This is a genomic window from Nonomuraea sp. NPDC005650 (assembly GCF_040605375.1).
Taxonomy (GTDB): domain Bacteria; phylum Actinomycetota; class Actinomycetes; order Streptosporangiales; family Streptosporangiaceae; genus Nonomuraea.
The window spans coordinates 489979-513212 of record NZ_JBEXCR010000001.1 but is presented as its reverse complement, the minus strand read 5'-3'; the positions used below and the strand labels follow the sequence as shown (position 1 = coordinate 513212).

The following is a 23234-nucleotide window of genomic DNA, read 5'->3' as shown; positions in this document are numbered from 1 at the left end:
ATCATGCGTCTCGTCTTCGCGGGCACGCCGGATACGGCGCTGCCGTCGCTGCGGACCCTGATCGACTCGCCGCGCCACGAGGTCGTCGCGGTCGTCACCCGTCCCGACGCCCAGTCCGGCCGCGGGCGCAAGGTCCACCCCTCGCCGGTGGCCGAGCTCGCGGAGGAGGCGGGCATCGAGGTGCTCCGCCCGGCCAGGGCCGGCGACCCGGAGTTCCTCGACCGGCTGCGGGCCCTGGAGCCCGACTGCTGCCCGGTGGTGGCGTACGGGGCGCTGCTGCCGCAGTCGGCGCTGGACATCCCCCGGCAAGGGTGGATCAACCTGCACTTCTCGATCCTGCCCGCCTGGCGCGGGGCCGCGCCCGTGCAGCACTCGATCCTGCACGGCGACGAGATCGGCGGGGCCTCGACGTTCCAGATCGTCAAGGAGCTGGACGCCGGGCCCGTCTACGGCGTGGTGACCGAGGCGATCCACCCGGGCGACACGAGCGGGTCGCTGCTGGAGCGCCTGTCGGTGTCGGGGGCGGGGCTGCTGGCCGCCACCCTCGACGGCGTCGAGGACGGCACCCTGGAGGCCCGGCCGCAGCCCGCCGAGGGGGTGAGCCTCGCCCCCAAGATCACGGTGACGGACGCCCGGGTCGACTGGGCCGGGCCCGCCATGCGCATCGACCGCCAGATCCGGGCCTGCACCCCGGCGCCCGGGGCGTGGAGCGAGTTCCGGGGGCAGCGGGTGAAGCTGGGGCCCGTGCGTGTCGTCCCCGGCGAGCGGCTGCCCGCGGGCGAGATCGCCGCCTCGAAGGCGAGGGTGCTGGTCGGCACGGCCACCGACGCGGTGGAGCTGGGTGAGGTGCAGCCGCAGGGCAAGCGGGCGATGGGGGCCGTGGAGTGGGCTCGCGGCGTTCGCCCCGAGGGTGACGAGGTCTTCAAGTGATTCGATCGACCGGTGCACGAGGCGTGAGGGAAGTCTGAGGGGATGAGGACGAGGGGGGACCAGGGCGCCGGCGGCGGGGGCGGCGGGAGCCGTACGCGCAGGCCGCCGAGACCGGCGCGCGACCATGCCCGCAACGCGGCCTTCGACGTCGTGCGCGCGGTCGACGAGCGCGACGCGTACGCCAACCTGCTCCTGCCGCGGCTGCTTCGCGACCGCGGCATCAAGGGCCGCGACGCCGCGCTGGCGACCGAGCTGGCCTACGGGACGCTGCGCGGGCTCGGCACCTACGACGCCGTCATCGAGATGTGCAGCGACCGCGCGCCCGACCCCGACGTGCGCGACGCGCTGCGGCTGGGCGCGCACCAGCTCCTGCGCATGCGCGTCCCGCCGCACGCGGCCGTCGGCACCACCGTCGACCTCGTACGCCTGCGCATCGGCCAGGGGGCGGCCAAGTTCGCCAACGCGGTGCTCCGCAAGATCGGCTCCAGGACGCTGGAGGAATGGCTGCCCATCGTCGCGCCCGACCCGGCCGACGACCCCGTCGGCCACCTCGCGGTCGCCTACGGCCATCCCCGCTGGATCGTCTCCGCCTTCCGCGACGCGCTCGGCGGGCCCGACGAGATGCCCGACCTGCTCGAGGCCGACAACGCCCGCCCCCTGGTGACGCTGGTGGCGCGGCCGGGGCGCAGCTCGGTGGAGGAGCTGGAGGCCACGGGCGCCCTGCCCGCCCGCTACTCGCCGTACGCCGCCTACCTGCGCGAGGGCGACCCCGGCCAGATCGAGGCCGTGGCCGAGACGCGCGCCGCCGTCCAGGACGAGGCCAGCCAGCTGGTGGCGCTCGCCCTGACCCGCGTTCCCCTGGAGGGCGACGGGGACGAGGTGTGGCTCGACATGTGCGCGGGCCCCGGCGGCAAGGCGGGCCTGCTCGACGCCATCGCCACCCACGGCGACCTCGAGGGGCTGAGCCGGGAGGCCAGGGAGCGCGCCCACGGCCAGGCCCCCGGCGCCGCTCCGGCGGCCTTCCCCGGGGGCGCGCGGCTGGTGGCGGCCGACCTGCAGCAGCATCGGGCGCGGCTGGTCTGGCAGACCACCAGGGACGCGGCCGTGCTCACGGCGGACGGCACCGAGCCCGCGTGGCGGCCCGGGGTGTTCGACCGCGTGATGGTCGACGCCCCCTGCACCGGGCTGGGCGCGTTGCGGCGGCGGCCCGAGGCGCGCTGGCGCCGGGACCCGCAGGGGATCGCGGACCTGGGCAAGCTGCAGCGGCGGCTGCTCGGCACCGCGCTCGACGCCGTGCGCCCCGGCGGCGTCGTCGCCTACGTCACGTGCTCGCCGCACCTGGCCGAGACCCGGGTCGTGGTCGGGGACGTCCTGGCGCGCCGGGACGACGTCGAGCAGCTCGACGCCCGCGCCTACCTGCCCGAGGTCGACAGCCTGGGCGACGGTCCGCACGTCCAGTTCTGGCCGCACCGGCACGGCACCGACGCCATGTTCCTGGCCCTGCTCCGCAAGCGCCCCCGCGCGTGAGCGGTTCGCCGGGCCGGGTGGGCCGGGCGCGGGCCGTTCAATAGACTTGGGCAATCATGGCCGTACAGATCTCGCCCAGCATCCTCGCCGCCGACTTCGCCAGGCTCGCCGACGAGGCCGCCGCCGTGCCCAATGCCGACTGGCTGCACGTCGACGTCATGGACTACCACTTCGTGCCCAACCTCACCCTGGGGCTTCCCGTGGTCGAGGCGTTGCGTAAGGCGACCCCGACGCCGCTCGACTGCCACCTCATGATCGACGACCCCGACCGCTGGGCGCCGCAGTACGCGGAGGCGGGGGCGGGCAGCGTGACCATCCACGCCGAGGCGGCCAAGGGCCCGATCAGGACGCTGCGCGAGATCCGCTCGCTCGGCGCCAGGGCCGGCCTCGCGCTCAACCCGGCCACGCCCGTCGAGCCGTACGAAGACCTGCTGGCCGAGGTCGACATGCTCCTGCTGATGACGGTGGAGCCGGGCTTCGGCGGGCAGAAGTTCCTCGACGGGGTGCTGCCCAAGATCCGGCGGGCGCGGCAGCTGATCGAGCGGCACGGCGGGCGCGTCTGGCTGCAGGTCGACGGGGGAGTCGACGCGGGCACGATCGAGCGGTGCGCGGACGCGGGCGCCGACGTGTTCGTGGCGGGCAGCGCCGTCTACGGGGCCTCCGACCCGAGGGCCGCGGTCGACGCGCTCCGGGCGGCTGCCGCGTTCAGAAGCGCATAAATCACGCATCGCCCGGGTAATTATTCACTTATGGGCGACCATGGGATCTTCGGGCCCCGATCGGTGACGTGGCGGGTGATGGGCGAGCCGATCCTGCTGGTGGGCGGCATCCGGGCGCTGCTGATGCAGGGTCTGCATCCGCGGGCGATGCGCGGGGTGTTGCAGAACTCCGCGCTCATGGACCCCCATGAGGCCTGGTCGAGGTTCGTGCGGACCACCGAGTTCGTGCGCGTGCGCACGTACGGGTCCGACGCCGAGGTCGAACGGGCGGGGCGGCGCGTCCGCAAGATCCACGCCCACCTGACCGCCTACGACCCCGACACCGGCGTCACCTTCCGCCTGGACGAGCCCGACGCCCTGCGCTGGGTCCACGTCGGCGAGGTCGACTCCTACCTGTCGGTCGCCCGGCGCGCCGGGGTGCGGCTGACGGACGCCGAGGCCGACGCGTTCGTCGCGGAGTGGCGGCGGGCGGCCGAGGTGGTGGGGCTGAAGGCGGAGGACGTCCCGGGGTCGGTGGCCGAGCTGCGCGACTACATCGAGGCCGAGCGGCCGGGGCTGCGGTTCGTCCCAGAGGCGGCCCATCCGCTCCGCCTGTCGCTGAACGCCCCGCTCCCGCGCATGCTCACCCCGCTCAAGCCCGCGCTGCCCGCTTTGACGCTGCTGTCGTTCGCCACGCTGCCGCGCTGGGCGAGACGGCTGTACGGGCTGCCGGCCACGCCGGTCGGCGACCTGTGGGCCACGGCGACCCTGCGCACCCTGCACACCGGGATCGGGCTGGTCCCGGGGGACGTCCTCTACAGCCCGGCCGCCCGGCGGGCGCGCCGCCTCATGGCCGCCTAACTAGCGCTTGGTCAAATATGCCGGGGCGGTCGCGTACGGCAATTCGGGCATGGCACACTGGTAGCGAACGAGAGCTAGCGTGCTCCGGGGTCGGTGAAATTCCGAACCGGCGGTTATAGTCCGCGACCCGGCCGATGCCATCGGCCGGTTGACCCGGTGAAATTCCGGGACCGACGGTTAAAGTCCGGATGGGAGGAAGCGCGCGAGGTGTCCGGTGTCCCAGCCGGGCGCCTGCCCTGATGCACAGCGGCGTCAGGGCCGAAATCCCCCGGGGCCCGCCGTGGCTTGAAGCTACTGGCGAGTAGGAGACCCCCGGTGGAGATACCCGCGCAGGACGCCGCGCACATGGCCCGCGCCGTCGAACTGGCCGGGCGCGGACACGGCACCACCAGCCCCAACCCCGTCGTGGGCTGCGTCGTGCTCGACGCCGGCGGTCAGGTCGTGGGCGAGGGCTTCCACGCGTACGCGGGCGGGCCGCACGCCGAGGTCGTGGCGCTGGCACAGGTGGGGGAGCGGGCGCGTGGCGGCACCGCGTACGTGACGCTCGAGCCCTGCGACCACACGGGCCGGACGGGGCCGTGCAGCCAGGCGCTGCTGGCGGCGGGGGTCGCGCGGGTGGTGATCGCGGTGCCGGACCCCAACCCCAAGGCGGCCGGGGGCGCGGCGCGGCTGCGGGCGCACGGGGTCTCGGTGACCTCCGGGGTGCTGGCCGCCGAGGCGGAGCGGGTCAACGAGGAGTGGCTGACGTACGCACGGCTCGAGCGGTCGCACGTGACCTGGAAGTTCGCGGCCACGCTCGACGGGCGGTCGGCGGCCGAGGACGGGACCAGCCAGTGGATCACCTCGCCCGAGGCCAGGGCCGACGTGCACCGGCTGCGGGCCGCCGCGGACGCGATCGTCGCGGGCATCGGCACCGTCCTCGCCGACGACCCCCACCTCACGGCCCGCCCGACGCCGCCGGCGGGTCCCGCCGGCGCGGGTGCGGGTGGGCGGAAGCCGTTGCGGGTTGTGGTGGATGCGCGGGCCAGGACGCCGCAGGGCGCTCGGGTGCTCGACGACAGCGCCCCCACGCTCGTCGCCATCGCCGAGGACACCGACACCGAGCTCAAGGCCGACCTCCTCCGCCTCCCCAGCGACGGCCGGGGCCTCGACCTCGAAGCGCTCCTCAAGGAGCTGGCCGCGCGTGACGTCGTCAGCGTGTTCCTGGAGGGCGGCCCCACGCTGGCCGGTGAGTTCCTGCGGCGGGGCCTGGTGGACCGCGTGGTCGCGTACGTGGCCCCCGCGTTGCTCGGCTCCGGGCGGGCCGCGCTCGGCGCGGCCGGGGTGGGGACGATCGGCGAGATCCACCGCCTGACTTTTGACGAGATTTCCCTCATCGGGCCGGATGTACGGCTGATCGCCCGGCCCGCCACCCAACCAGGCAGGGAGCAGTGATGTTCACCGGAATCATTGAGGAAAAGGGCGAAGTGGTGGCCATCGACCAGGCGGGCGGCGGGGCCGTGCTGTCGGTGCGCGGCCCGGTCGTCACCTCCGACGCCAAGCACGGCGACTCGATCGCGGTCAACGGCGTGTGCCTCACCGTCGTGGAGGTCGGGGACGACGTGTTCACCGTGGACGTGATGAGGGAGTCGCTCGACCGCAGCTCCCTCGGCGGGCTCGTCCAGGGCTCCCCCGTGAACCTGGAACGCGCCGTACGCGCCGACCAGCGCCTCGGCGGCCACATCGTGCAGGGCCACGTGGACGGCACCGCCGTGCTGCTGTCCAGGCAGCCCGGCGAGAGCTGGGACGACGTGCGGTTCTCGCTCCCCGAGGCGCTGAGCCCGTACGTGGCGGAGAAGGGCTCGATCGCGATCGACGGAATCAGCCTGACGGTCACCACGGTTGACGACGACAGCTTCGGTGTGAGCCTCATCCCCACCACGCTCAAGCTCACGACCATGGGCGAGCGCCAGGTGGGCGACACCGTGAACATCGAGGTCGACGTGATCGCGAAGTATGTGGAAAGGCTGGTGGTCAGGAAGTGAACTGGGCCGACGCCGGATTCGACGTATTCGGCACTCATGTGCTCTGGACCGACCTGATCGGCAACATCGCCGCCCTGTCGACGGTCCTGCTCGCCATGCGCAAGTCGATGTGGACCTGGCCGGTGCAGTTCGCCGGCTCGGTGCTGTTGTTCGTCGCCTCGATCAACGCGCACATCACCGGTAACGCGCTCAAGCAGGCCCTGTTCGCGGCCTTGGCGGTCTACGGCTGGTGGGCGTGGCGGCGCGGCACGCAGGACGGCAAGCAGTTGCGCGTCCGCCCCGCCGCGTGGTGGGAGCGGTCGCTGCTGATCGGCGGCATGCTGCTGGGCACGGCCCTGGTCGGGCTGCTGTTCTTCGTCACCGGCCTGTCGTGGGGCGCGCACGTGCCGCTGCCGCAGGGCGCCTTCCTGGTGGCCGCCGACGCCTACATCTTCGTCGGCAGCGCGATGGCGACCTGGGCGCAGGGCCGGGCGCTGGTGGACTTCTGGATCGTGTGGGTGGCCGTCGACCTGGTCGGCGTGCCGCTGGCGTTCAGCTCGGGGCTGGTGGTCTCCGGGTGGGTTTATGGGATCTTCTTCGTGCTGGTGGTGATCGGGTTCGTGAAGTGGTTGCGTGAATACCGGACGGCCGAGGTCGGCGTGGCGGTGGCGCCGTGAGCGGCATCAAGCTGGACCCCATCGAGCGGGCCGTCGACGACATCCGCAACGGCCGGCCCGTCGTCGTGGTCGACGACGAGAGCAGGGAGAACGAGGGCGACCTCATCTTCGCCGCGGCCAAGGCCACGCCCGACCTGTGCACGTTCACGATCAGGCACACCAGCGGGATGATCTGCGTGGCCATGGAGGGCAAGGAGCTCGACCGGCTCGGGCTGCCCCTGATGGTCGTGCACAACAAGGAGCGCATGCGCACGGCGTACACGATCACCGTGGACGCCCGCGACGGCGTCACCACGGGCATCTCCGCGGCCGACCGGGCGCAGACCATCCGCACGCTCGCCGACTCCGCGACCGAGCCCAACGAGCTGGTGCGCCCCGGGCACGTCTTCCCGCTGCGCTACCACGAGGGCGGCGTGCTGGCCAGGCGCGGCCACACCGAGGCGGCCGTGGACCTGGCCAGGCTCGCCGGGCTGTCGCCCGCGGGCGCGCTGGCCGAGGTGGTCAACGACGACGGCACCATGGCCAGGCTGCCCGAGCTGCGCCGCTTCGCCGACGAGCACGACCTGGCGCTGGTCTCCATCGAGGATCTCGTCGACTATCGCCGCCGGGCCGAGAGCATGGTCACGCGGGTGGCCGAGACGCGGCTGCCGAACGCGTACGGGATGTGGCGGGTCTACGGCTACGCCAGCGCGCTCGACGGTGGCGAGCACGTCGCCCTCGTCTTCGGCGACCTGTCCGACGGCGAGAACATCCTGGTCAGGGCCCACTCCGAGTGCCTGACCGGCGATGTGTTCGGCTCGCTGCGCTGCGACTGCGGCGTGCAGCTCGGCAACGCCATGGCGGCCATCGCCGAGGAGGGCCGCGGCGTGGTCGTCTACCTGCGCGGCCACGAGGGCCGGGGCATCGGCCTGCTGGCCAAGCTCAAGGCGTACAACCTGCAGGACAACGGCAGCGACACCGTCGACGCGAACGTGGAGCTGGGGCTGCCGGTGGACGCGCGGGAGTTCTCCAACGCGGGGCAGATCCTGGCCGACCTGGGCGTCAGGTCGGTGCGGCTGCTCACCAACAACCCGGCCAAGCTCAAGGGCATGGACGGGTACGGCATCAAGGTCCTCGGCCGCGAGCCCCTGCCCGTGGCCATGAACCCGCACAACGAGCGTTACCTCACGGCCAAGCGCGACCGCCTCGGCCATCACATCTCGGAGGCATCATGAGCGGACAGGGAAGGCCGGATGTGGCGGCGCCCGACGCCTCGGGGCTGAGCGTGGGGGTGGTGGCGGCCAGCTGGCACGCCAAGATCACCGATCAGCTCGTGGCGCGGGCCCTGCAGGCCTGCGACGACAGCGGCGCCACGGCGACCGTGGTGCGGGTGCCGGGCTCGCTGGAGATCCCGGTGGTCGCCCAGGCGCTGGCCCGCCGCTGCGACGCCGTGGTGGCGCTGGGCGCGGTCATCAAGGGCGAGACCGCCCATTTCGACTACGTCTGCGACTCGGTGACCGCGGGCCTGACCCGGATCTCGCTGGATGAGGAGACGCCCGTCGGCAACGGCGTCCTCACCTGCGAGAGCATGGACCAGGCCCTCGACCGCTCGGGCCTGCCGGGCAGCAAGGAGGACAAGGGGTACGAGTCGGCCATCGCCGCGCTGGAGACCGCCCTCCTCCTGCGGGACCTCCATTAGCCTGCGGTAGGTTTCCTTCGTGCCCGAGTCGATCACTCCACCGCCCCTGCCCATCACCTGGCGTCCCCGCAAACCGCGGATCGTCGCGTACGGCTCAGCCGCCGTGATCGTGCTCGGGTCGGTGGTCATGGCGGTCTTCATCGCCGAGCCGTTCAAGCTGCCCGACCGGGTGGCGATCGTGGTGTTCGGGTGCGCGGTGGCGTTCGTGCTGCACATGCTGGGGCGGGTGCGGGTGGAGGCGGACGACGAGGGCGTCACGATCGTCAACGCCGCCCGCACCCACCGCTACACGTGGCCGGAGATCCTGGAGGTCACGCTGCTGGTGGGCGACCCCTGGCCGCGGATCGACACCTCTGACGGGCGCACCATCGGGGCCATGGGCATCCAGGGCTCGGAGAAGCCCCGCGCCCGCCGGGCCACGCTGGAGCTGGACGCCCTGATCCGGGAGCGCGGCGAGGCTCACGAGAAGTAGCCGGCCGGTGACCAGGGGTCAGGGTCGGCCGACGAATATCGCCGGGCCGGGTGTCGACGTAGCCTGAAGGGGTGCTGCGGCGGACAATCACGGCAATGGACATCGAGTCGCCGGACAAGCTCATCGAGCTCCTCGACCGGCAGGCCTATCTGGCCGACGAAGGGCTGGCCACGGCCGCCTTCCTGGCGCTGAGGATGGGCCGGCCGCTCTTCCTCGAAGGGGAGGCGGGGGTCGGCAAGACCGAGCTCGCCAAGGCGCTGGCGAGCCTGCTCAAGGCGCCGCTCATCAGGCTCCAGTGCTACGAGGGCCTGGACGCCGCCCAGGCGCTGTACGACTGGGACTTCGCGCGCCAGCTGCTCCACCTGAAAGCCGCGGAGGCCGCGGGCGTCACCGACGTGGGCCGGCTGGAGGGGGAGATCTACGACCGACGCTTCCTGATCGCGCGGCCCCTGCTCAAGGCCATCGAGACGCAGCCGAGCGTGCTGCTCGTGGACGAGATCGACCGGGCCGACGACGAGTTCGAGGCGTTCCTGCTCGAAGTGCTCTCCGACTTCACCATCTCCATCCCCGAGCTCGGCACCGTCAGAGCCAGGACGCCGCCGGTGGTCGTGGTGACCTCCAACAGGACGCGCGAGGTGCACGACGCGCTCAAGCGGCGCTGCCTCTACCACTGGCTCGAACACCCCAGCTTCGACCGCGAGGTCGCCATCCTGCTGCGCCGGCTGCCTGACTGCACCGAGACGCTGGCCGTGCAGGTGGCGCGGGCCGCCGAGCGGCTGCGGCAGGCGGACCTGGTCAAGCCGCCGGGCGTGGCCGAGACGCTCGACTGGACCGAGGCGCTGCTGACGCTGGGCGCCAAGGAGCTCGATCCCGCCCTGGCGGCGGCCACCCTGGGGGCGGCGCTGAAGTACCGGGAGGACGTCTCGAACGTGCTCGGCAACGGGCTGCTGCCCCATGGATGAGCTGGTCGCCACCGTCACCGCGTTCGCCAGGACGCTGCGGGCGGCCGGGGTCGCCGCCGATCACGAGCGGACGCACAACCTGCTCAGGGCGCTCGACCACCTCGACGTGGCCGACTCCGGCGAGGTCTACTGGGCCGGGCGGTTCACGCTCTGCGCCACGCCCGACGACCTGCCGCGCTACGACCGGTGCTTCGCCGCGTACTTCGGCGGGCAGCGGGCGGGCGTGGCCCGTACGAGCACGACCAGCGTCACCAGGCACCTGGCGGCGGAGACCCACGGCGACACGGACGGCGGCGACGAGACGGCGGCCCCGGCCACGGCGAGCCGCGCCGAGGTGCTGCGGCACCGCGACGTGGCCAGGCTGACCGAGGCCGAGCGGGCCGAGGTGCACCGGATGCTGGCCATGCTGAGCTGCGGGCGCGAGCGCCGGCGCTCGCGCCGCTTCGAGAGCGCCCACCGGGGCGTGCTCGACCCGCGCCGCACCATCCGCGACGCGCTCAGGAAGGGCGACATCGCCCGGCTCCGGCGCAAGCGCCACAGCAGCCGGCCGCGCGCGGTCGTCCTGTTCGTGGACGTCAGCGGCTCGATGGCCCCGTACGCCGAGACTCTGCTGCGCTTCGCCCACGCGCTGGTCAGGAGCGAGCCCCGGGCCACCAAGGTCTACTCGGTCGGCACCAGGCTCACCCCGATCACCGCCGAGCTGCGCCACCGCGACCCCGACACCGCACTGAACGAGGCGTCCAAGGCCATCCCCGACTGGAGCGGCGGGACCCGGCTGGGCGACGAGCTCAAGGAATACCTGTCGCGTTACAGCGCGCGGGGGACGATCGCCGTGATCGCCTCCGACGGGTGGGAGCGCGGCGACCCCGCCCTGCTGGGAGCGCAGATGGCCAGGCTGGCCAGGCAGGCGCACCGGGTGATCTGGGTCAACCCGCACAAGGGGTATGAGGACTACCAGCCTCTCACGGGCGGCATGCGGGCCGCACTCCCGTACGTGGACGACCTGGTGGCCGGGCATAGCCTGGCCGCCTATGAGCGACTGAGTGAAAGGCTGGCCCATGCGTGACGTGCTGCCGGAGATCGTCAGGTGGTGGAAGTCGGGGCTCGAGTTCGGGCTGGCGACGGTGGTGAGCACGTTCAGCAGCGCGCCCAGACCGCCGGGCGCGGCCATGGCGGTGTGCGGCGACGAGGTGGTCGGCAGCGTGTCCGGCGGGTGCGTCGAAGGCGCGGTGTTCGAGCTGGCCACCGAGGCCGACCGGCCCGTCCTGCAGCGGTACGGGGTGAGCGACGACGACGCGTTCGCCGTCGGGCTGACCTGCGGCGGCATCATCGACATCCTCGTCGAGCCGATCTCGATCGAGACGTTCCCCGAGCTGGGGGAGATCGCGGTGTCCGTGGACGCGCGCGAGCCGGTGGCCGTCGCCACCGTCATCTCGGGCCCCGGGCAGGTCGGCGCCCGCCGGGTCATCTGGCCGGACCGCTCGTCCGGCACGCTCGGCCTCGACCGGCTCGACGAGGCCGTGGACGACGACGCGCGCGGCATGCTCGCCCAGGGCCTGACCGGCGTCAGGCGCTACGGCGGCCAGGGGGAGCGGCGGCTGGACGACCTGGCGGTGTTCGTGCAGTCGTTCGCGCCGCCGCCGCGCATGCTGGTGTTCGGGGCGATCGACTTCGCGGCGGCCGTGGCCAAGGTGGGCAAGTTCCTCGGTTACCACGTCACGGTCTGCGACGCCCGCCCGATCTTCGCCACCGCCAAGCGCTTCCCCGACGCCGACGAGGTCGTGGTCAAGTGGCCCCACGACTACCTGTCCTCGGTGCAGGTGGACGAGCGTACGGTGATCTGCGTGCTCACCCACGACCCCAAGTTCGACGTGCCGCTGCTGGAGGTGGCGCTGCGCACCGGCGCCGGGTACGTGGGCGCCATGGGCTCGCGCCGCACCCACGACGACCGGCTCGCCCGGCTGCGCGAGAGCGGGCTCACCGACGACGAGCTGGCCAGGCTGCGCTCGCCCATCGGGCTCGACCTCGGCGCGCGCACCCCCGAGGAGACGGCCGTGTCGATCGCGGCCGAGCTGATCCAGCTCCGCTGGGGCGGCTCGGGCCGCCCGCTGTCCAGCACCGAGGGCCGCATCCACCACGACGGCCACCACGACGGGGTCTCATGAAGAGCGCGAAGGTGGCCGGGCTGCTGCTGGCCGCGGGCGAGGGCGCCCGGCTGGGCACGCCCAAGGCGCTGGTCGAGTACGCGGGCGAGCGGCTGGTCGACCGCGGCGTGCGGCTGCTGGAGGAGGGCGGCTGCCACCCCGTCGTGGTCGTGCTCGGCGCGGCCACCGTGCAGGTGCGCGGCGCGGTGACCGTGCGCAACCCCGGCTGGGCGTCCGGCATGGGCTCGTCCCTGCGGGTCGGGCTCGCCGCGCTGCCGCCGGAGGCGGAGGCCGTGGTGGTCGCGCTGGTGGACCAGCCGTTCATCCGCCCGGGCGCGGTACACGCGCTGATCGCCTCAGGCGCCGGGCTGGCGGTCGCCACCTACGGGGGCAGGCGCAGGAACCCGGTGCTGATCGCCCGCGAGCACTTCGCCAGGGTGGCGGAGCTGGCCGAGGGGGACGTGGGGGCGCGGCCGTTCATGAAGGCCCACCCCGAGCTGGTCACCGAGGTGCCGTGCGACGAGCACGGGGACCCGGCCGACATCGACACGCCCCAGGACCTGCGGCTCCTGGAGCCCCACCTAGAGTCGCAGTGAGGCGATGGCGGCGCGGTGGTCGCTGCCGGTCGCGGGGGCGACGCCCGCCTTGGTCGCCGTCATGCCCTTGAACAGGATGTGGTCGGGCCGGGTGATCGGGAACTCGGACGGCCAGGTGAACCCGAACCCGTCGCCCGCCACGATCTGCGCGTCGCTCAGCGGCGGGGTCAGCCCCTGCATGCCCCGGTCGGTGGTGGCGGTGTTGAGGTCGCCGAGCAGCAGGATGCGCCTGCTCGGGTCGGCGTCGATGAGCTTGCGCGCGTGTGCGAGAGAGGCGTCGCGCGAGGTCGTCTCCCCAGGGCGGGCCGAGGCCAGGTGCATGACGTAGACGGTCACCTTGCCCTTGGGGGTGGCGACCACCGCGCGCAGCGCCCGGGGCCAGCCCAGGCCGACGTCGAGCGGCTTGGTCTCGCTGATCGGGTAGCGGCTCCACAGGCCGACCGTGCTGACCGGATAGTGGTACTTGAACATCTTGTTGAGCTGCTTGGCCGCGGGGCCGCCGCTGGTCAGCTCCTGGGCGGCGAGCAGGTCGAGGTCCTTGGCGATCGCGCGGACGGCCTCGCCGGAGGCGTTGTTGGTCACGCCCACGTTGACCGTGCCGACCGCCAGGTCGCTCGGGCCGCCCGGCGGCGAGCGGAACAGCGTGGAGCCGAACATCGCCGCCCACACCAACCCGGGCACCAGCGCCGCGGCGACGGCCACCCTGGAGCGTGCCACCACGGCGACCAGGAGCAACACCGGCACGGACACGCCCAGCCAGGGCAGCAGGCTCTCCATCACGGGCGTGAACCCGCCGAACGCGGGAACCAGCTGGTGCCCGGCCAGGGCCACGGCGACCACGGCGGACACGATGACGACGAGCCGACTCAGCACCTGATCCAGGCTAGTGGCTCCCTGCCTCCCGCACCGACGCGATAACCTGTTCGCGTCGCAACGGAATATCATTCGGTTTCAGTGGGAGCCCGGCATGCGCATCGGTATGGCACTCAACTACTCGGGCGGCTTCAAGGAGACGGTGGCCGAGCTGGCGGACTACGAGAAGGCCGGGCTCGACATCGTCTTCGTGGCCGAGGCCTACAGCTTCGACGCCGTCAGCCAGATGGGATACATCGCGGCCAGGACCGAGCGGCTGGAGATCGCCTCCGGCATCCTGCCGATCTACTCCCGCACGCCGACGCTGCTGGCGATGACCGCCGCGGGCCTCGACTACGTCTCCGACGGCCGCTTCACGCTCGGCCTGGGCGCGTCGGGGCCGCAGGTGATCGAGGGCTTCCACGGGGTGCCGTACACCGCGCCGCTCGGGCGCACCAGGGAGGTCATCGAGATCTGCCGCCAGGTGTGGCGGCGCGAGCGCCTGGTGCACGAGGGCAAGCACTACACGCTGCCGCTCCCGCCCGACCAGGGCACGGGCCTGGGCAAGGCGCTGAAGCTGATCAACCACCCGGTGCGGCCCCGCATCCCGATCGTGATCGCCGCCATCGGGCCCAAGAACGTCGAGCTCGCCGCCGAGCTGGCCGAGGGCTGGGAGCCGATCTTCTACGTGCCCGAGAAGGCCGCCGGCGTGTGGGGTCAGTCGCTGGCCGCCGGCAAGGAGAAGCGTGACCCCGAGCTGGGCGAGCTGGACGTGATCGCGCAGGCGTCGCTGGCGATCGGCGACGACGTGGCCGGGCTGCTGGAGTTCGGGCGGCCGATGGCGGCCCTCTACATCGGCGGCATGGGCGCCAAGGGCCGCAACTTCTACAACGACCTGGCCAGGCGCTACGGCTACGAGGAGGAGGCGGAGCGGATCCAGGACCTCTACCTCGAGGGCAAGAAGGACGAGGCGGCCGCGCTGGTGCCCGGCGAGCTGCTGGAGAGCATGTCGCTGATCGGCAGCGAGGGGTTCGTGCGCGACCGGGTCCAGGCGATGAAGGAGTCCGGGGTGACCACGCTCAACGTGGCGCCCTTCGGCAGGACCCACGAGGACCGGGTACGGCTGATCGAGAAGATCAAGGACATTGTGGGGTGAGTCACACCCTTTAGTGGAATATGCCCGATTTAACGGGTGTTGTGGGAGCTCGTGAGGTTCTCCCTGGTGTTCGTGTGGCTCGTCGAGCGGCTGCACATCGATCTGTGCCGGTTGCACGGATCGCTCTGTCGCTGACCGCGTTCGGCCTCGATCACCCATCCTCATCCGGCATGCCACACCGCGGGTTCCGGCATGCCCTGAACCTCAGGAACTCCCCTCCATGAAGAGATTCTCCTTCTCCCTGCAACTCCTGCTCGGCCTCGCGGCCGGCATCGCGCTGGGCTTCGCCGCCAAGGTCTGGGACGTGGCCTGGCTGGCCGAGACGCTGACCCGGGTCGGGCAGATCTTCGTCCAACTGCTCAAGCTCGCCGTGCCGCCCCTGGTCTTCACCGCCGTCCTGGTCAGCGTGGCCAACCTGCGCAACGTCAACGGCGCCGCCAGGCTCGCGTCCAAGACGCTGCTGTGGTTCCTCGTCACCGCGTTCGTCTCCGTGGCGCTGGCGATCGGGCTCGGCCTGCTCATCAACCCCGGCCAGGGCGTCACCCTCGACACCGCCGCCGCCAAGGCCGTCGACACCGACGGCGCGGGCACCTGGCTCGACTTCGTCACCGGCATCGTGCCCACCAACATCGTCACCGCCTTCACCGAGGTGAAGGTCCTCCAAATCGTCTTCCTGGGGGTCGTGCTCGGCGCGGCTGCCCTGGCGGCCGGCGAGAAGGCCGAGCCTTTCCTGAACCTCGCCCGCTCCGTCCTGGAGCTGGTCCAGAAGGCGCTGTGGTGGGTCATCCGCCTGGCCCCGATCGGCACCGCGGGCCTGATCGGCAAGGCCGTGTCCACGTACGGGTGGGACCTGCTGGCGCCGCTGGCCAAGTTCAGCGCCGGGGTCTACATCGGCTGCCTCATCGTGCTGCTGGCCGTCTACCCGACGGTGCTGGCCGTGTGGGGCAAGGTCAACCCCGTCCAGTTCTTCCGCAACGCGTGGCCCGCGATCGAGCTGGCGTTCGTCTCCCGCTCGTCCGTCGGCACGCTGCCGCTGACGCAGCGGGTCTCCATCGAGCGCAACGGCGTGGACCGCGACTACGCCTCCTTCGCGGTGCCGTTCGGCGCCACCACCAAGATGGACGGATGCGCCTCGGTCTACCCGGCGCTGGCCGCGATCTTCGTGGCCCAGGTGTTCGGCGTGCCCCTGGGGTTCGGCGACTACCTGCTGATCGCGTTCGTGTCGGTGGTCGGCTCGGCCGCCACGGCGGGCCTGACCGGCGCGACCGTCATGCTGACGCTCACGCTCAGCACGCTGGGCCTGCCGCTTGAGGGCGTCGGCCTGCTGCTGGCCATCGACCCGATCCTCGACATGATCCGCACCGCCACCAACGTCGCGGGGCAGCTCGTCGTCCCCGTCCTGGTGGCGCGCTCGGAGGGCCGCCTGGACGAGGCCGTCTTCAACGCGCCGCCGCAGCCGCTCGACACCGCCGCGCCGGCGGGCCGCGTGCCGCAGCCCGCGGCGGCCTGACCTCGCCGCCGGGCGGCCTGCCGGTACGCGGGCAGGTCGCCCGGCTCGGGCGTGCGCGGCCCGATGATGGGGCGGGAGGGTCCGCGGGGCCCTAGGGTGGGTCGGAAATCCTGATATTCAAGTAATTGGCGGGGATATGTCCGACTCGACGCCGTCCTTGGTCGCTGACCGGTACCGGCTTGACGAGCGCATCAGCAGCGGGCCGATGGGCGAGGTCTGGCGGGGGTACGACACGCGGGCCGACTGGGTCGTGGCCGTCAAGGTGCTCGGCGCCCGCGTGGCGGGGGCCACGACCCGGGAGGTGCTCCGGCAGCACGCCCAGGCCGTCGCCCGGGTGATCCACCCGAACGTGGCCATGGTGCTGGACGTCGGCGACCACGACGGCGCGCCGTTCCTGGTGATGGAGTTCCTCACCGGCCCCAGCCTGGGCGAGGAGCTGGCCGCGCGGGGCCCCCTGCCCGTCGTCGAGGTGTGCGACCTGATCGGGCAGGCCGCCGCCGGGCTCGACGCCGCGCACCGGGCCGGGGTCGTGCACGGGAACGTCGCCCCGCACAGCTTCCGGCTGGCCGGGAGCGGGGTGCTCAAGGTCGTCGGGTTCGGGATGGACGACCGGGTGCCGGGCGGCTCGCGGTACCTGGCGCCCGAGCGGGCGGCGGGGCAGGAGGCCGCCGCCGCCGGGGACCTGTACGGGCTGGGGTGCGTCTGCTACGAGCTGCTGTGCGGCCGCCCGCCCTTCGGGGAGGCGCCCGCCGGCGCTTCTGAGGGTGCCCCCAGCCGTGGCGCGGCGACGCCGCCGAGCGCGGCGCGGGCCGAGGTGCCCGCGGAGCTGGACCGGCTCGTACTGGCCATGATCGCCGAGGATCCCGCGCAGCGGCCCGGCAGCGGTGAGGCGATCCGCCGGGCGCTGGCCGCCATCGCGCGGCCGCGCGCCAACCCGGCCGCACCGCCCGCGGCGGCTCCTCCAGGGCCCGGCCTGCCCGTGACGGCTCCCCCCGGACCCGGCATGCCCGTGACGGGCGTCTCGCTCCGGGACGGTGGGCTGACGCCGGGCGCGCCCGGGGGCGGCGCGACCGAGGTCTTCCAGGTCGCGGGGCCCGGCAGGGGTCCCAGGGCCGGCGACACCGCCATCTACCAGGCGGGCGACATCGAGCCCGAGCCGCCGTCGAACCGCCGGCTCATCCTCCAGATCGGCGCCGCCGTGCTGGTCATCGCGGTGGTGACCGTGGTCATGGTGACGTGGGCGGGATCGAGGAAGGAGGAGCCGGTGACGGCGTCCACCCCGACCACGCAGTCGACGACCCAGCCGACGACCCAGCCGACGACGCTGCCCACCGCTCTCCCGACCGTGGAGACGCTCCCCACCAAGGAGCCCACGCCTGGTCTGGTGAGCACCCTGGGGCCGGAGGAGCCGTCCTCGGTCCAGCCGAAGGCCACCCTGGGCGACGCGATCCCGCCGGGCGGCTACCGCAAGTGGCTGTCGGAGTTCGACAACGCGCTGAATGCCCAGCAGGCCATGGGCGCGATCGATCCCAAGGTCGCGGGCAAGGCGCGCGACAAGATCAGGAAGGCGGCCGAGAGGTTCGAGAAGGGCCGCATCGACGACGGGATGAGCCAGATCGCCGGCGTCTACCGCGACCTCAGGCGGGCGCAGGCCAAGGGCGAGATGGAAACGTCCGGGCCGGCCGCGCAGGTCCTCCAGGACTGGCGGTTGCCCGGCGACTAGAAGGGCCGGAACACGTACATTGGCGCAATGACCGTCGATTACGCGAAGCGCCGGGCGCGCCTCGCCGAGTTGCTGCCCGCCCGTGAGGTCCCCGCCCTGCTCGTCACCTCCCCCGTGAACGTCCGCTACCTCACCGGGCTGGTCAGCTCGAACGCCGCCGTCCTGGTCAGGGCCGACGGCACGGCGCTGCTGGCGACCGACAACCGCTACATCGAGGTGGCCCGCGCGCTGGACGTGCCGACGGTCGAGGCGTACGACGTGGAGAGCGCGCTGGTGGAGCCGGGCACCGGGATCGAGGCGGCGTGGATGAGCGTGGCCACGTACCGGCGCCTGGGCGAGGGGCTGGTGCCGCTGGAGCCGGTGGTGGAGCTGCTGCGGGCGGTAAAGGACGAGGGCGAGCTGGAGCTCCTGCGTACCGCCTGCGCGATCACCGATCAGGCTTTTGCCGATATTTCCGGGAAAATCGTCCCGGGGATCACCGAGCGAGACCTCGCCCGCCTCCTCGACCACCGCATGACCGAGCTGGGCGCCGACAAGCCCGCGTTCGACACGATCGTGGCCGCAGGCGAGAACGGCGCGATCCCGCACCACGCCCCCTCCGGCAGGGAGCTGCGCGCCGGCGACCTGGTCACCGTCGACTTCGGCGCCCGCTACGAGGGCTACCACGCCGACATGACCAGAACGGTCTGCCTGGGCCCGCCGACGGACTGGCAGCGCGAGATCTACGACCTGGTCGCCGAGGCGCAGCGGGCCGGCAGGCACGCGCTCGCGCCGGGCGCGGGGGCCAGGGAGGTGGACGCGGCGGCCCGTACGGTCATCGAGGACGCGGGTTACGGCAGCCGCTTCCGGCACGGCCTGGGACACGGAGTCGGCCTGGAGATCCACGAGGAGCCGTTCCTGGGCCCCTCTCGGACCGGTAGACTAGAGGATCGAGTTCCGATCACCGTCGAGCCCGGGGTCTATCTCCCGGGCCGGGGCGGGGTTCGCATCGAGGACACCCTCGTGACACGTGTGGGCGGGCCGGAACTTTTCACCAAGACGACAAAGGAGCTGCTCGTTCTTTAGAGCGGCCGCACGCGGGAGAGAACGAGTGGCGACGACCAACGACCTCAAGAACGGCATGGTGCTGAAGCTCGAGGGCGGTGAGCTCTGGGCCGTGGTCGAGTTCCAGCACGTCAAGCCGGGCAAGGGTGGCGCGTTCGTGCGCACCAAGCTCAAGAACGTCCTCTCCGGCAAGGTCGTCGACAAGACCTTCAACGCCGGCGTGAAGGTCGACGTGGCCAACGTCGACAAGCGCGAGATGCAGTACTCGTACAAGGACGGCGACGACTTCGTGTTCATGGACACCGAGACCTACGACATGGTCAACGTGCCCAGCGGCACCGTCGGCACCGCCGCCAACTACATGCTGGAGAACACTCTGGCCACGATCGCGTTCAACGAGGGCTCGGCCCTCTACGTCGACCTGCCCGCCGCGGCCGAGCTGACCATCGCCAGCACCGAGCCCGGCCTGCAGGGCGACCGCTCCACCGGCGGCACCAAGCCCGCCACGCTGGAGACCGGCGCCGAGATCAAGGTGCCGCTGTTCATCACCACCGGCGAGAAGGTCAAGGTCGACACCCGCAGCGGCGAATACCTCGGCCGGGCCTGAGGTGTCGGCACGCGGCAAAGCACGCCGGCGGGCGCTTGACATCCTCTTCGAGGCCGAGCTGCGGGGCGAGGATCCGCTGAAGATCCTCGCCGAACGCGTGGAGCGGCAGGAGCCCCCGGTCAACGAATACACCTCGACGATCGTCGAGGGCGTCGCCAGGCACCACGCGCGCATCGACGAGCTGATCACCACGTACGCCGAGGGCTGGACCCTCGACCGGATGCCCGCCGTCGACCGCAACCTGCTGCGCGGGGGCACGTACGAGCTGCTGTGGATCCCCGGCGTGCCCGAGGGCGTGGTGATCAGCGAGTGGGTTCATCTGGCGGCCGAGCTGTCCACCGACGAGTCGCCGCAGTTCGTGAACGGTCTGCTGGCTCGCTTCAAGCAGCTCAAGCCAAGCCTCACCCTTTAGACACCGTCAAAAGCCCGACTTCGGGGTACGTTCCAACCACGCCGGCCTGCACGGCTCGCGAAGGCGCGCCTTTGTGCGAGGCCTGGCCGTGTGGCCAGGGAGCGTGCGGACAAGTGGCGCGTCACCAGCCGCGACGCGCCCCTTTTCCGTTTTTCCGGCAATATCGTGTGGCCATGGTGACCGAGGACGACGTGCGCCGGCTCGCGCTGGCGCTGCCCGAGACCGTCGAGAAGACCATGTACGGCACGCCCGCCTTCTACGTCCGCGGCAAGTGGTTCGCCCGGATGCGGGAGGAGGGCGACGTGCTGGTGCTGCCGGTCGGCTCCGAGGAGGAGAAGGCGGGGCTCATCGCGGCCGAGCCGGCCGCGTTCTTCACCACGCCGCACTACGACGGGTACGCCGCCGTGCTCGTGCGGTTCGGGGCCGTGGACGCCGAGGAGATGGGCGAGCTGCTGACGGACGCGTGGCGGCTGCGGGCGCCGAAGCGGCTGGTCGCCCGGTTCGACGCCTGACCCCGGTGGACCGGGGGATGCCGGTGACGGCGAGCGGGGGGTCGGCGCACGGCGTAGGCTGGGCCCGTCCGCGGAGAAGCGCAGTTCATGAAGTGCGTGATCGCGATGGGCCGGAGCTCGGGCCCGTCGCGGGGGGAGAGGGAGGCGAGCCGACGTTGCGTGCTGAAGGCGTCACGAGGACCCCGGCGGTGCGGACCGCCGTCGTCTGGGACGCGTTGCGGTCCGTGCTGGCCGAACGGACGGGGGCGACCAGGCGTGAGTCGCTCGACATCGTCGACGCCGGGGGCGGCACCGGCGGGTTCGCCGTGCCGCTGGCGGCGCTGGGTCACACCGTCACCGTCGTCGACCCGAGCCCCGACTCGCTGGCCGCGCTCGAACGCCGCACCAAGGAGAAGCGCGTGAGCGTGCGGGGCCTGCAGGGCGACGCCGCGGACCTGGGCGAGCTGCTCAGCCGCGACAGCGCCGACCTGGTGCTCTGCCACAGCGTGCTCGAATACGTCGAAGACCCGATCAGCGCGCTGACCGCCGTCGCGGGCGTGCTGCGCAGGGGCGGCGCGGTGAGCGTGCTGACCGCCAACCCCGTCGGCAGCGCCATCCACCGGGCGCTCGCGGGCCAGTTCGACGAGGCGCGGGCCGTGCTCGACGACCCCAGCGGCACGTGGGGCGACCGCGACCCCATCCCGAGGCGCTTCGCCGCCGAGACGCTGGCCGAGCTGCTGGCCGCGACCGGGTTCTCCGTCGGCGCCGTCCACGGCGTGCGGGTCTTCACCGACCTGGTCCCGAGCAGGCTCGTCGACGGCGAGCCCGGCGCCGCCGAGGCGCTCGTCGCCCTTGAGCAGGTCGCCGCCACCCACCCGGTGCTGAGGGACATCGCGACGCAGCTGCACGTGCTCGGCCACAGGGCCTGAGGTGTCGGCACTGGGTATAGAACGCATGTTCGGATAGAATCGGCGGCGTGTCTCGCAAGCAGATCACCGGCATCGGCCCCGCTCCACGCACCGGGGCCGATGACAGCGGCTGCCCGATCCTGCACGTCGACATGGACGCCTTCTTCGCGAGCGTCGAGCTGCTGGAGCGCCCGGAGCTGCGCGGCCGCCCGGTGATCGTGGGCTCGCCCGCGGGGCGCGGCGTCGTGCTCAGCGCCACGTACGAGGCCAGGGCGCACGGCGTGCACTCCGCGATGCCGATGAGCAGGGCACGCAGGCTCTGCCCGCAGGCCACGATCATCCCGCCCAGCCACGGCAAATACTCCGAGGTCTCCAAGGGCGTCATGGAGATCTTCCACACGATCACCCCGCTGGTCGAGCCCATCGCCTCCGACGAGGCGTTCCTCGACGTCGGGGGCGCCAGACGCCGGCTCGGCCCGCCGGCCGCCATCGCCGCCATGATCAGGGAGCAGGTCCTCGACCGCTACGGCATCACGTGCTCGGTCGGCGTGGCCGCCAGCAAGTTCGTGGCGAAGCTGGCCAGCAAGCAGTGCAAGCCCGACGGGATGCTGGTGGTGCCCGCCGACCAGGTCGTCGCCTTCCTTCACCCGCTGCCGGTCTCGGCGCTGTGGGGCGTCGGCGAGCGCACCGAGCAGTCTCTCGTACGCCTCGGCATCCGCACGGTCGGCGACCTGGCCAGGGTGCCGCCCGCCACCCTCCAGCGCGAGCTCGGCCAGGCCGTGGGCGGCCACCTGGCGGCACTGGCCTGGGGCCGCGACGAGCGCGCGGTCAGCTCCCACGTGCCCGACAAGAGCATCGGCAACGAGGAGACGTTCGCGGCCGACGTGGACGATCCCGAGGTGATCAAGCGGGAGCTGCTGCGCCTGTCCGAGCGGGTGGCCGCCAGGATGCGTAAGGGCGGACACGTGGGAAGGACTGTAAGTGTGAAGCTCCGCCGCGCCGATTTCACCACGATCAACCGCTCGCGCACGCTGCGCGAGCCGACCGACGTAGCTCAGGTGATATACGCCACAGCCTGCGAGCTGTTCGAGGCGGCCGGCCTCCAGCGCGTGCGGCTGCGCCTGGTCGGGGTCCGGATGGAAAACCTGCGGCCCGCCGCCGAGGCCACCCACCAACTCGGCCTCGGCGAGCGGGAGACCGGCTGGCGCGAGGCCGAACAGGCGATGGACAAGGCGATTCGGCGATTCGGTCCCGATGCGGTGGTCCCAGCATCGCTCGTACGTGGCAAGCTTGATGATGTAGAGACATGACGTCGATGTCTGGATTTTGTGGGGCGTCAGTGTCGCGATTTTGGGGGAAGGGGGGCGAGATGGGCCACAATGGAGCCATGGCGACACCTCCGGTTTGGTCTGCGTTGGACGTTTGCTTTCGCCTACGTCTACAGCCTCGTATTCTGGGGATAACCGACCGCGAGGTTCGGACACCCCGTGTCGTCCGTTGCCGTCTTCCCCGTCCTGGGGCTGTCCTTGGGAGGCGCCGTGCCGCTCTCTGAGCACGAGCAGCGCTTGCTCGACCAGATCGAGCAGGCCCTCTACGCCGAGGACCCGAAGTGGGCCAACACCGTAAGGATCAGTGACCCGCGCAGCCATTACAAGCGTCGTCTGATCAAAGCCTCCATCGGCTTTGCTCTCGGCGTCGTCGTCATGATGGTCGGCGTGGTGATGAGTGGCAGTGCCCTGATCCCTCTCGGCGTCGGCGGTTTCGTGGTCATGCTCGCCGCGTGTCTGTGGGGCCTGTCCAGCTGGAAACGTATGAATGGGTTCGGTGACTCCGCGCCCGCCTCGGGCACCGCTCCTCCTCCGGGCAAGCAGGCCCGACGGGGTCGCCGAGGGACCTTCATGGAGCGCATGGAAGAGCGCTGGCGCCGCCGTAACGACGAGCGCTGACCGCCCTGACCTGCAGAGCCGCTCGGACTCACGTCCG

General features: G+C 72.1%; 26 protein-coding genes and 1 riboswitch. Of the genes, 25 read left to right on the top strand and 1 reads right to left on the bottom strand.

What is annotated here, in order from left to right; genetic code table 11:
* Positions 1-3: 3 nt before the first annotated feature.
* The 14 genes from fmt (at position 4) to ABZS69_RS02260 (ending at position 12548) form a co-directional block, all read left to right on the top strand.
* A complete protein-coding gene (gene fmt / locus ABZS69_RS02325; RefSeq protein ID WP_355365042.1) occupies positions 4-930 on the top strand; it encodes a methionyl-tRNA formyltransferase in 927 nt (308 codons plus the stop codon).
* A gap of 42 nt (positions 931-972) precedes the next feature.
* Positions 973-2457, top strand: coding sequence for a transcription antitermination factor NusB (locus ABZS69_RS02320; protein WP_355365039.1), 1485 nt, complete (start codon positions 973-975; stop codon positions 2455-2457).
* A 56-nt stretch (positions 2458-2513) separates the two neighbouring features.
* Positions 2514-3176: a ribulose-phosphate 3-epimerase gene (rpe, locus tag ABZS69_RS02315; protein WP_355365037.1), complete on the top strand. Its 663-nt coding sequence runs from the start codon at positions 2514-2516 to the stop codon at positions 3174-3176.
* Positions 3177-3206: 30 nt separating this feature from the next.
* Positions 3207-4016 carry an oxygenase MpaB family protein gene (locus ABZS69_RS02310; RefSeq protein ID WP_355365034.1) on the top strand — a complete coding sequence of 270 codons (810 nt, stop codon included), beginning with the start codon at positions 3207-3209 and terminating at the stop codon, positions 4014-4016.
* A gap of 75 nt (positions 4017-4091) precedes the next feature.
* Positions 4092-4222, top strand: a riboswitch (FMN riboswitch).
* Positions 4223-4331: 109 nt separating this feature from the next.
* The gene (ribD, locus tag ABZS69_RS02305; RefSeq protein ID WP_355365031.1) at positions 4332-5450 is read left to right on the top strand and encodes a bifunctional diaminohydroxyphosphoribosylaminopyrimidine deaminase/5-amino-6-(5-phosphoribosylamino)uracil reductase RibD; all 1119 of its coding nucleotides are present in this window, start codon (positions 4332-4334) and stop codon (positions 5448-5450) included.
* Entirely contained in the window at positions 5450-6040 is a 591-nt protein-coding gene (locus ABZS69_RS02300; RefSeq protein WP_355365028.1) for a riboflavin synthase, read from the top strand. The genes ribD and ABZS69_RS02300 overlap by 1 nt, the downstream gene beginning before the upstream one ends.
* The gene (locus ABZS69_RS02295; protein ID WP_355365025.1) at positions 6037-6696 is read left to right on the top strand and encodes a nicotinamide mononucleotide transporter family protein; all 660 of its coding nucleotides are present in this window, start codon (positions 6037-6039) and stop codon (positions 6694-6696) included. The genes ABZS69_RS02300 and ABZS69_RS02295 overlap by 4 nt, the downstream gene beginning before the upstream one ends.
* Complete coding sequence (locus ABZS69_RS02290; RefSeq protein ID WP_355365022.1) at positions 6693-7910, top strand: bifunctional 3,4-dihydroxy-2-butanone-4-phosphate synthase/GTP cyclohydrolase II; 1218 nt, start codon at positions 6693-6695, stop codon at positions 7908-7910. Before ABZS69_RS02295 ends, ABZS69_RS02290 begins: the two co-directional genes overlap by 4 nt.
* Positions 7907-8374, top strand: a complete 468-nt coding sequence (gene ribH / locus ABZS69_RS02285) for a 6,7-dimethyl-8-ribityllumazine synthase (protein ID WP_355365019.1) — start codon at positions 7907-7909, stop codon at positions 8372-8374. Before ABZS69_RS02290 ends, ribH begins: the two co-directional genes overlap by 4 nt.
* 19 nt (positions 8375-8393) lie before the next feature.
* A complete protein-coding gene (locus tag ABZS69_RS02280; RefSeq protein ID WP_355365016.1) occupies positions 8394-8846 on the top strand; it encodes a PH domain-containing protein in 453 nt (150 codons plus the stop codon).
* Positions 8847-8941: 95 nt separating this feature from the next.
* On the top strand, positions 8942-9808 hold the full coding sequence (locus tag ABZS69_RS02275; protein ID WP_355365014.1) for a MoxR family ATPase: 867 nt from the start codon (positions 8942-8944) through the stop codon (positions 9806-9808).
* Positions 9801-10874 carry a VWA domain-containing protein gene (locus tag ABZS69_RS02270; protein ID WP_355365011.1) on the top strand — a complete coding sequence of 358 codons (1074 nt, stop codon included), beginning with the start codon at positions 9801-9803 and terminating at the stop codon, positions 10872-10874. Before ABZS69_RS02275 ends, ABZS69_RS02270 begins: the two co-directional genes overlap by 8 nt.
* Positions 10867-11973 carry an XdhC/CoxI family protein gene (locus ABZS69_RS02265; RefSeq protein WP_355365008.1) on the top strand — a complete coding sequence of 369 codons (1107 nt, stop codon included), beginning with the start codon at positions 10867-10869 and terminating at the stop codon, positions 11971-11973. Before ABZS69_RS02270 ends, ABZS69_RS02265 begins: the two co-directional genes overlap by 8 nt.
* Positions 11970-12548, top strand: coding sequence for a nucleotidyltransferase family protein (locus tag ABZS69_RS02260; RefSeq protein ID WP_355365005.1), 579 nt, complete (start codon positions 11970-11972; stop codon positions 12546-12548). Before ABZS69_RS02265 ends, ABZS69_RS02260 begins: the two co-directional genes overlap by 4 nt.
* Here the strand turns inward: ABZS69_RS02260 and ABZS69_RS02255 are convergent.
* Positions 12534-13421, bottom strand: coding sequence for an endonuclease/exonuclease/phosphatase family protein (locus ABZS69_RS02255; protein WP_355365002.1), 888 nt, complete (start codon positions 13419-13421; stop codon positions 12534-12536). The two genes, ABZS69_RS02260 and ABZS69_RS02255, sit on opposite strands and share 15 nt — an antisense overlap.
* Positions 13422-13515: 94 nt before the next feature.
* Between ABZS69_RS02255 and ABZS69_RS02250 the strand changes: the two genes are divergently transcribed.
* The 11 genes from ABZS69_RS02250 to ABZS69_RS02200 all read left to right on the top strand — a co-directional run bounded on the left by ABZS69_RS02250 (position 13516) and on the right by ABZS69_RS02200 (position 23197).
* Complete coding sequence (locus ABZS69_RS02250; protein WP_355364999.1) at positions 13516-14556, top strand: LLM class F420-dependent oxidoreductase; 1041 nt, start codon at positions 13516-13518, stop codon at positions 14554-14556.
* 36 nt (positions 14557-14592) lie between these two features.
* Positions 14593-14691, top strand: coding sequence for a putative leader peptide (locus ABZS69_RS02245; RefSeq protein ID WP_355364996.1), 99 nt, complete (start codon positions 14593-14595; stop codon positions 14689-14691).
* Between the two features lie 85 nt (positions 14692-14776).
* A complete protein-coding gene (locus tag ABZS69_RS02240; protein ID WP_355364993.1) occupies positions 14777-16066 on the top strand; it encodes a dicarboxylate/amino acid:cation symporter in 1290 nt (429 codons plus the stop codon).
* Between the two features lie 136 nt (positions 16067-16202).
* Positions 16203-17789 carry a serine/threonine-protein kinase gene (locus tag ABZS69_RS02235; RefSeq protein ID WP_355364990.1) on the top strand — a complete coding sequence of 529 codons (1587 nt, stop codon included), beginning with the start codon at positions 16203-16205 and terminating at the stop codon, positions 17787-17789.
* Between the two features lie 27 nt (positions 17790-17816).
* Complete coding sequence (locus ABZS69_RS02230) at positions 17817-18854, top strand: aminopeptidase P family protein (protein WP_355364987.1); 1038 nt, start codon at positions 17817-17819, stop codon at positions 18852-18854.
* Between the two features lie 25 nt (positions 18855-18879).
* Entirely contained in the window at positions 18880-19440 is a 561-nt protein-coding gene (gene efp, locus ABZS69_RS02225; RefSeq protein WP_355364984.1) for an elongation factor P, read from the top strand.
* Between the two features lies 1 nt (position 19441).
* Positions 19442-19852: a transcription antitermination factor NusB gene (gene nusB / locus ABZS69_RS02220; RefSeq protein WP_355364981.1), complete on the top strand. Its 411-nt coding sequence runs from the start codon at positions 19442-19444 to the stop codon at positions 19850-19852.
* Positions 19853-20025: 173 nt separating this feature from the next.
* Entirely contained in the window at positions 20026-20364 is a 339-nt protein-coding gene (locus tag ABZS69_RS02215) for an MmcQ/YjbR family DNA-binding protein (protein WP_355364978.1), read from the top strand.
* Between the two features lie 155 nt (positions 20365-20519).
* Positions 20520-21272 carry a methyltransferase domain-containing protein gene (locus ABZS69_RS02210; RefSeq protein ID WP_355364975.1) on the top strand — a complete coding sequence of 251 codons (753 nt, stop codon included), beginning with the start codon at positions 20520-20522 and terminating at the stop codon, positions 21270-21272.
* 47 nt (positions 21273-21319) lie between these two features.
* Entirely contained in the window at positions 21320-22561 is a 1242-nt protein-coding gene (dinB, locus tag ABZS69_RS02205; protein ID WP_355364972.1) for a DNA polymerase IV, read from the top strand.
* A 228-nt stretch (positions 22562-22789) separates the two neighbouring features.
* Positions 22790-23197 carry a DUF3040 domain-containing protein gene (locus ABZS69_RS02200; RefSeq protein ID WP_355364969.1) on the top strand — a complete coding sequence of 136 codons (408 nt, stop codon included), beginning with the start codon at positions 22790-22792 and terminating at the stop codon, positions 23195-23197.
* Positions 23198-23234 lie beyond the last annotated feature (37 nt).

Coding starts and splice junctions, on each gene's coding strand:
- fmt (WP_355365042.1), top strand. CDS start 4: ATGCGTCTCGTCTTCGCGGGCACGCCGGATACGGCGCTGCCGTCGCTG.
- ABZS69_RS02230 (WP_355364987.1), top strand. CDS start 17,817: ATGACCGTCGATTACGCGAAGCGCCGGGCGCGCCTCGCCGAGTTGCTG.
- ABZS69_RS02260 (WP_355365005.1), top strand. CDS start 11,970: ATGAAGAGCGCGAAGGTGGCCGGGCTGCTGCTGGCCGCGGGCGAGGGC.
- ABZS69_RS02235 (WP_355364990.1), top strand. CDS start 16,203: ATGTCCGACTCGACGCCGTCCTTGGTCGCTGACCGGTACCGGCTTGAC.
- ABZS69_RS02320 (WP_355365039.1), top strand. CDS start 973: ATGAGGACGAGGGGGGACCAGGGCGCCGGCGGCGGGGGCGGCGGGAGC.
- ABZS69_RS02215 (WP_355364978.1), top strand. CDS start 20,026: ATGGTGACCGAGGACGACGTGCGCCGGCTCGCGCTGGCGCTGCCCGAG.
- ABZS69_RS02250 (WP_355364999.1), top strand. CDS start 13,516: ATGCGCATCGGTATGGCACTCAACTACTCGGGCGGCTTCAAGGAGACG.
- ABZS69_RS02240 (WP_355364993.1), top strand. CDS start 14,777: ATGAAGAGATTCTCCTTCTCCCTGCAACTCCTGCTCGGCCTCGCGGCC.
- ABZS69_RS02270 (WP_355365011.1), top strand. CDS start 9,801: ATGGATGAGCTGGTCGCCACCGTCACCGCGTTCGCCAGGACGCTGCGG.
- ABZS69_RS02300 (WP_355365028.1), top strand. CDS start 5,450: ATGTTCACCGGAATCATTGAGGAAAAGGGCGAAGTGGTGGCCATCGAC.
- rpe (WP_355365037.1), top strand. CDS start 2,514: ATGGCCGTACAGATCTCGCCCAGCATCCTCGCCGCCGACTTCGCCAGG.
- ABZS69_RS02310 (WP_355365034.1), top strand. CDS start 3,207: ATGGGCGACCATGGGATCTTCGGGCCCCGATCGGTGACGTGGCGGGTG.
- ribH (WP_355365019.1), top strand. CDS start 7,907: ATGAGCGGACAGGGAAGGCCGGATGTGGCGGCGCCCGACGCCTCGGGG.
- ABZS69_RS02265 (WP_355365008.1), top strand. CDS start 10,867: ATGCGTGACGTGCTGCCGGAGATCGTCAGGTGGTGGAAGTCGGGGCTC.
- ABZS69_RS02275 (WP_355365014.1), top strand. CDS start 8,942: ATGGACATCGAGTCGCCGGACAAGCTCATCGAGCTCCTCGACCGGCAG.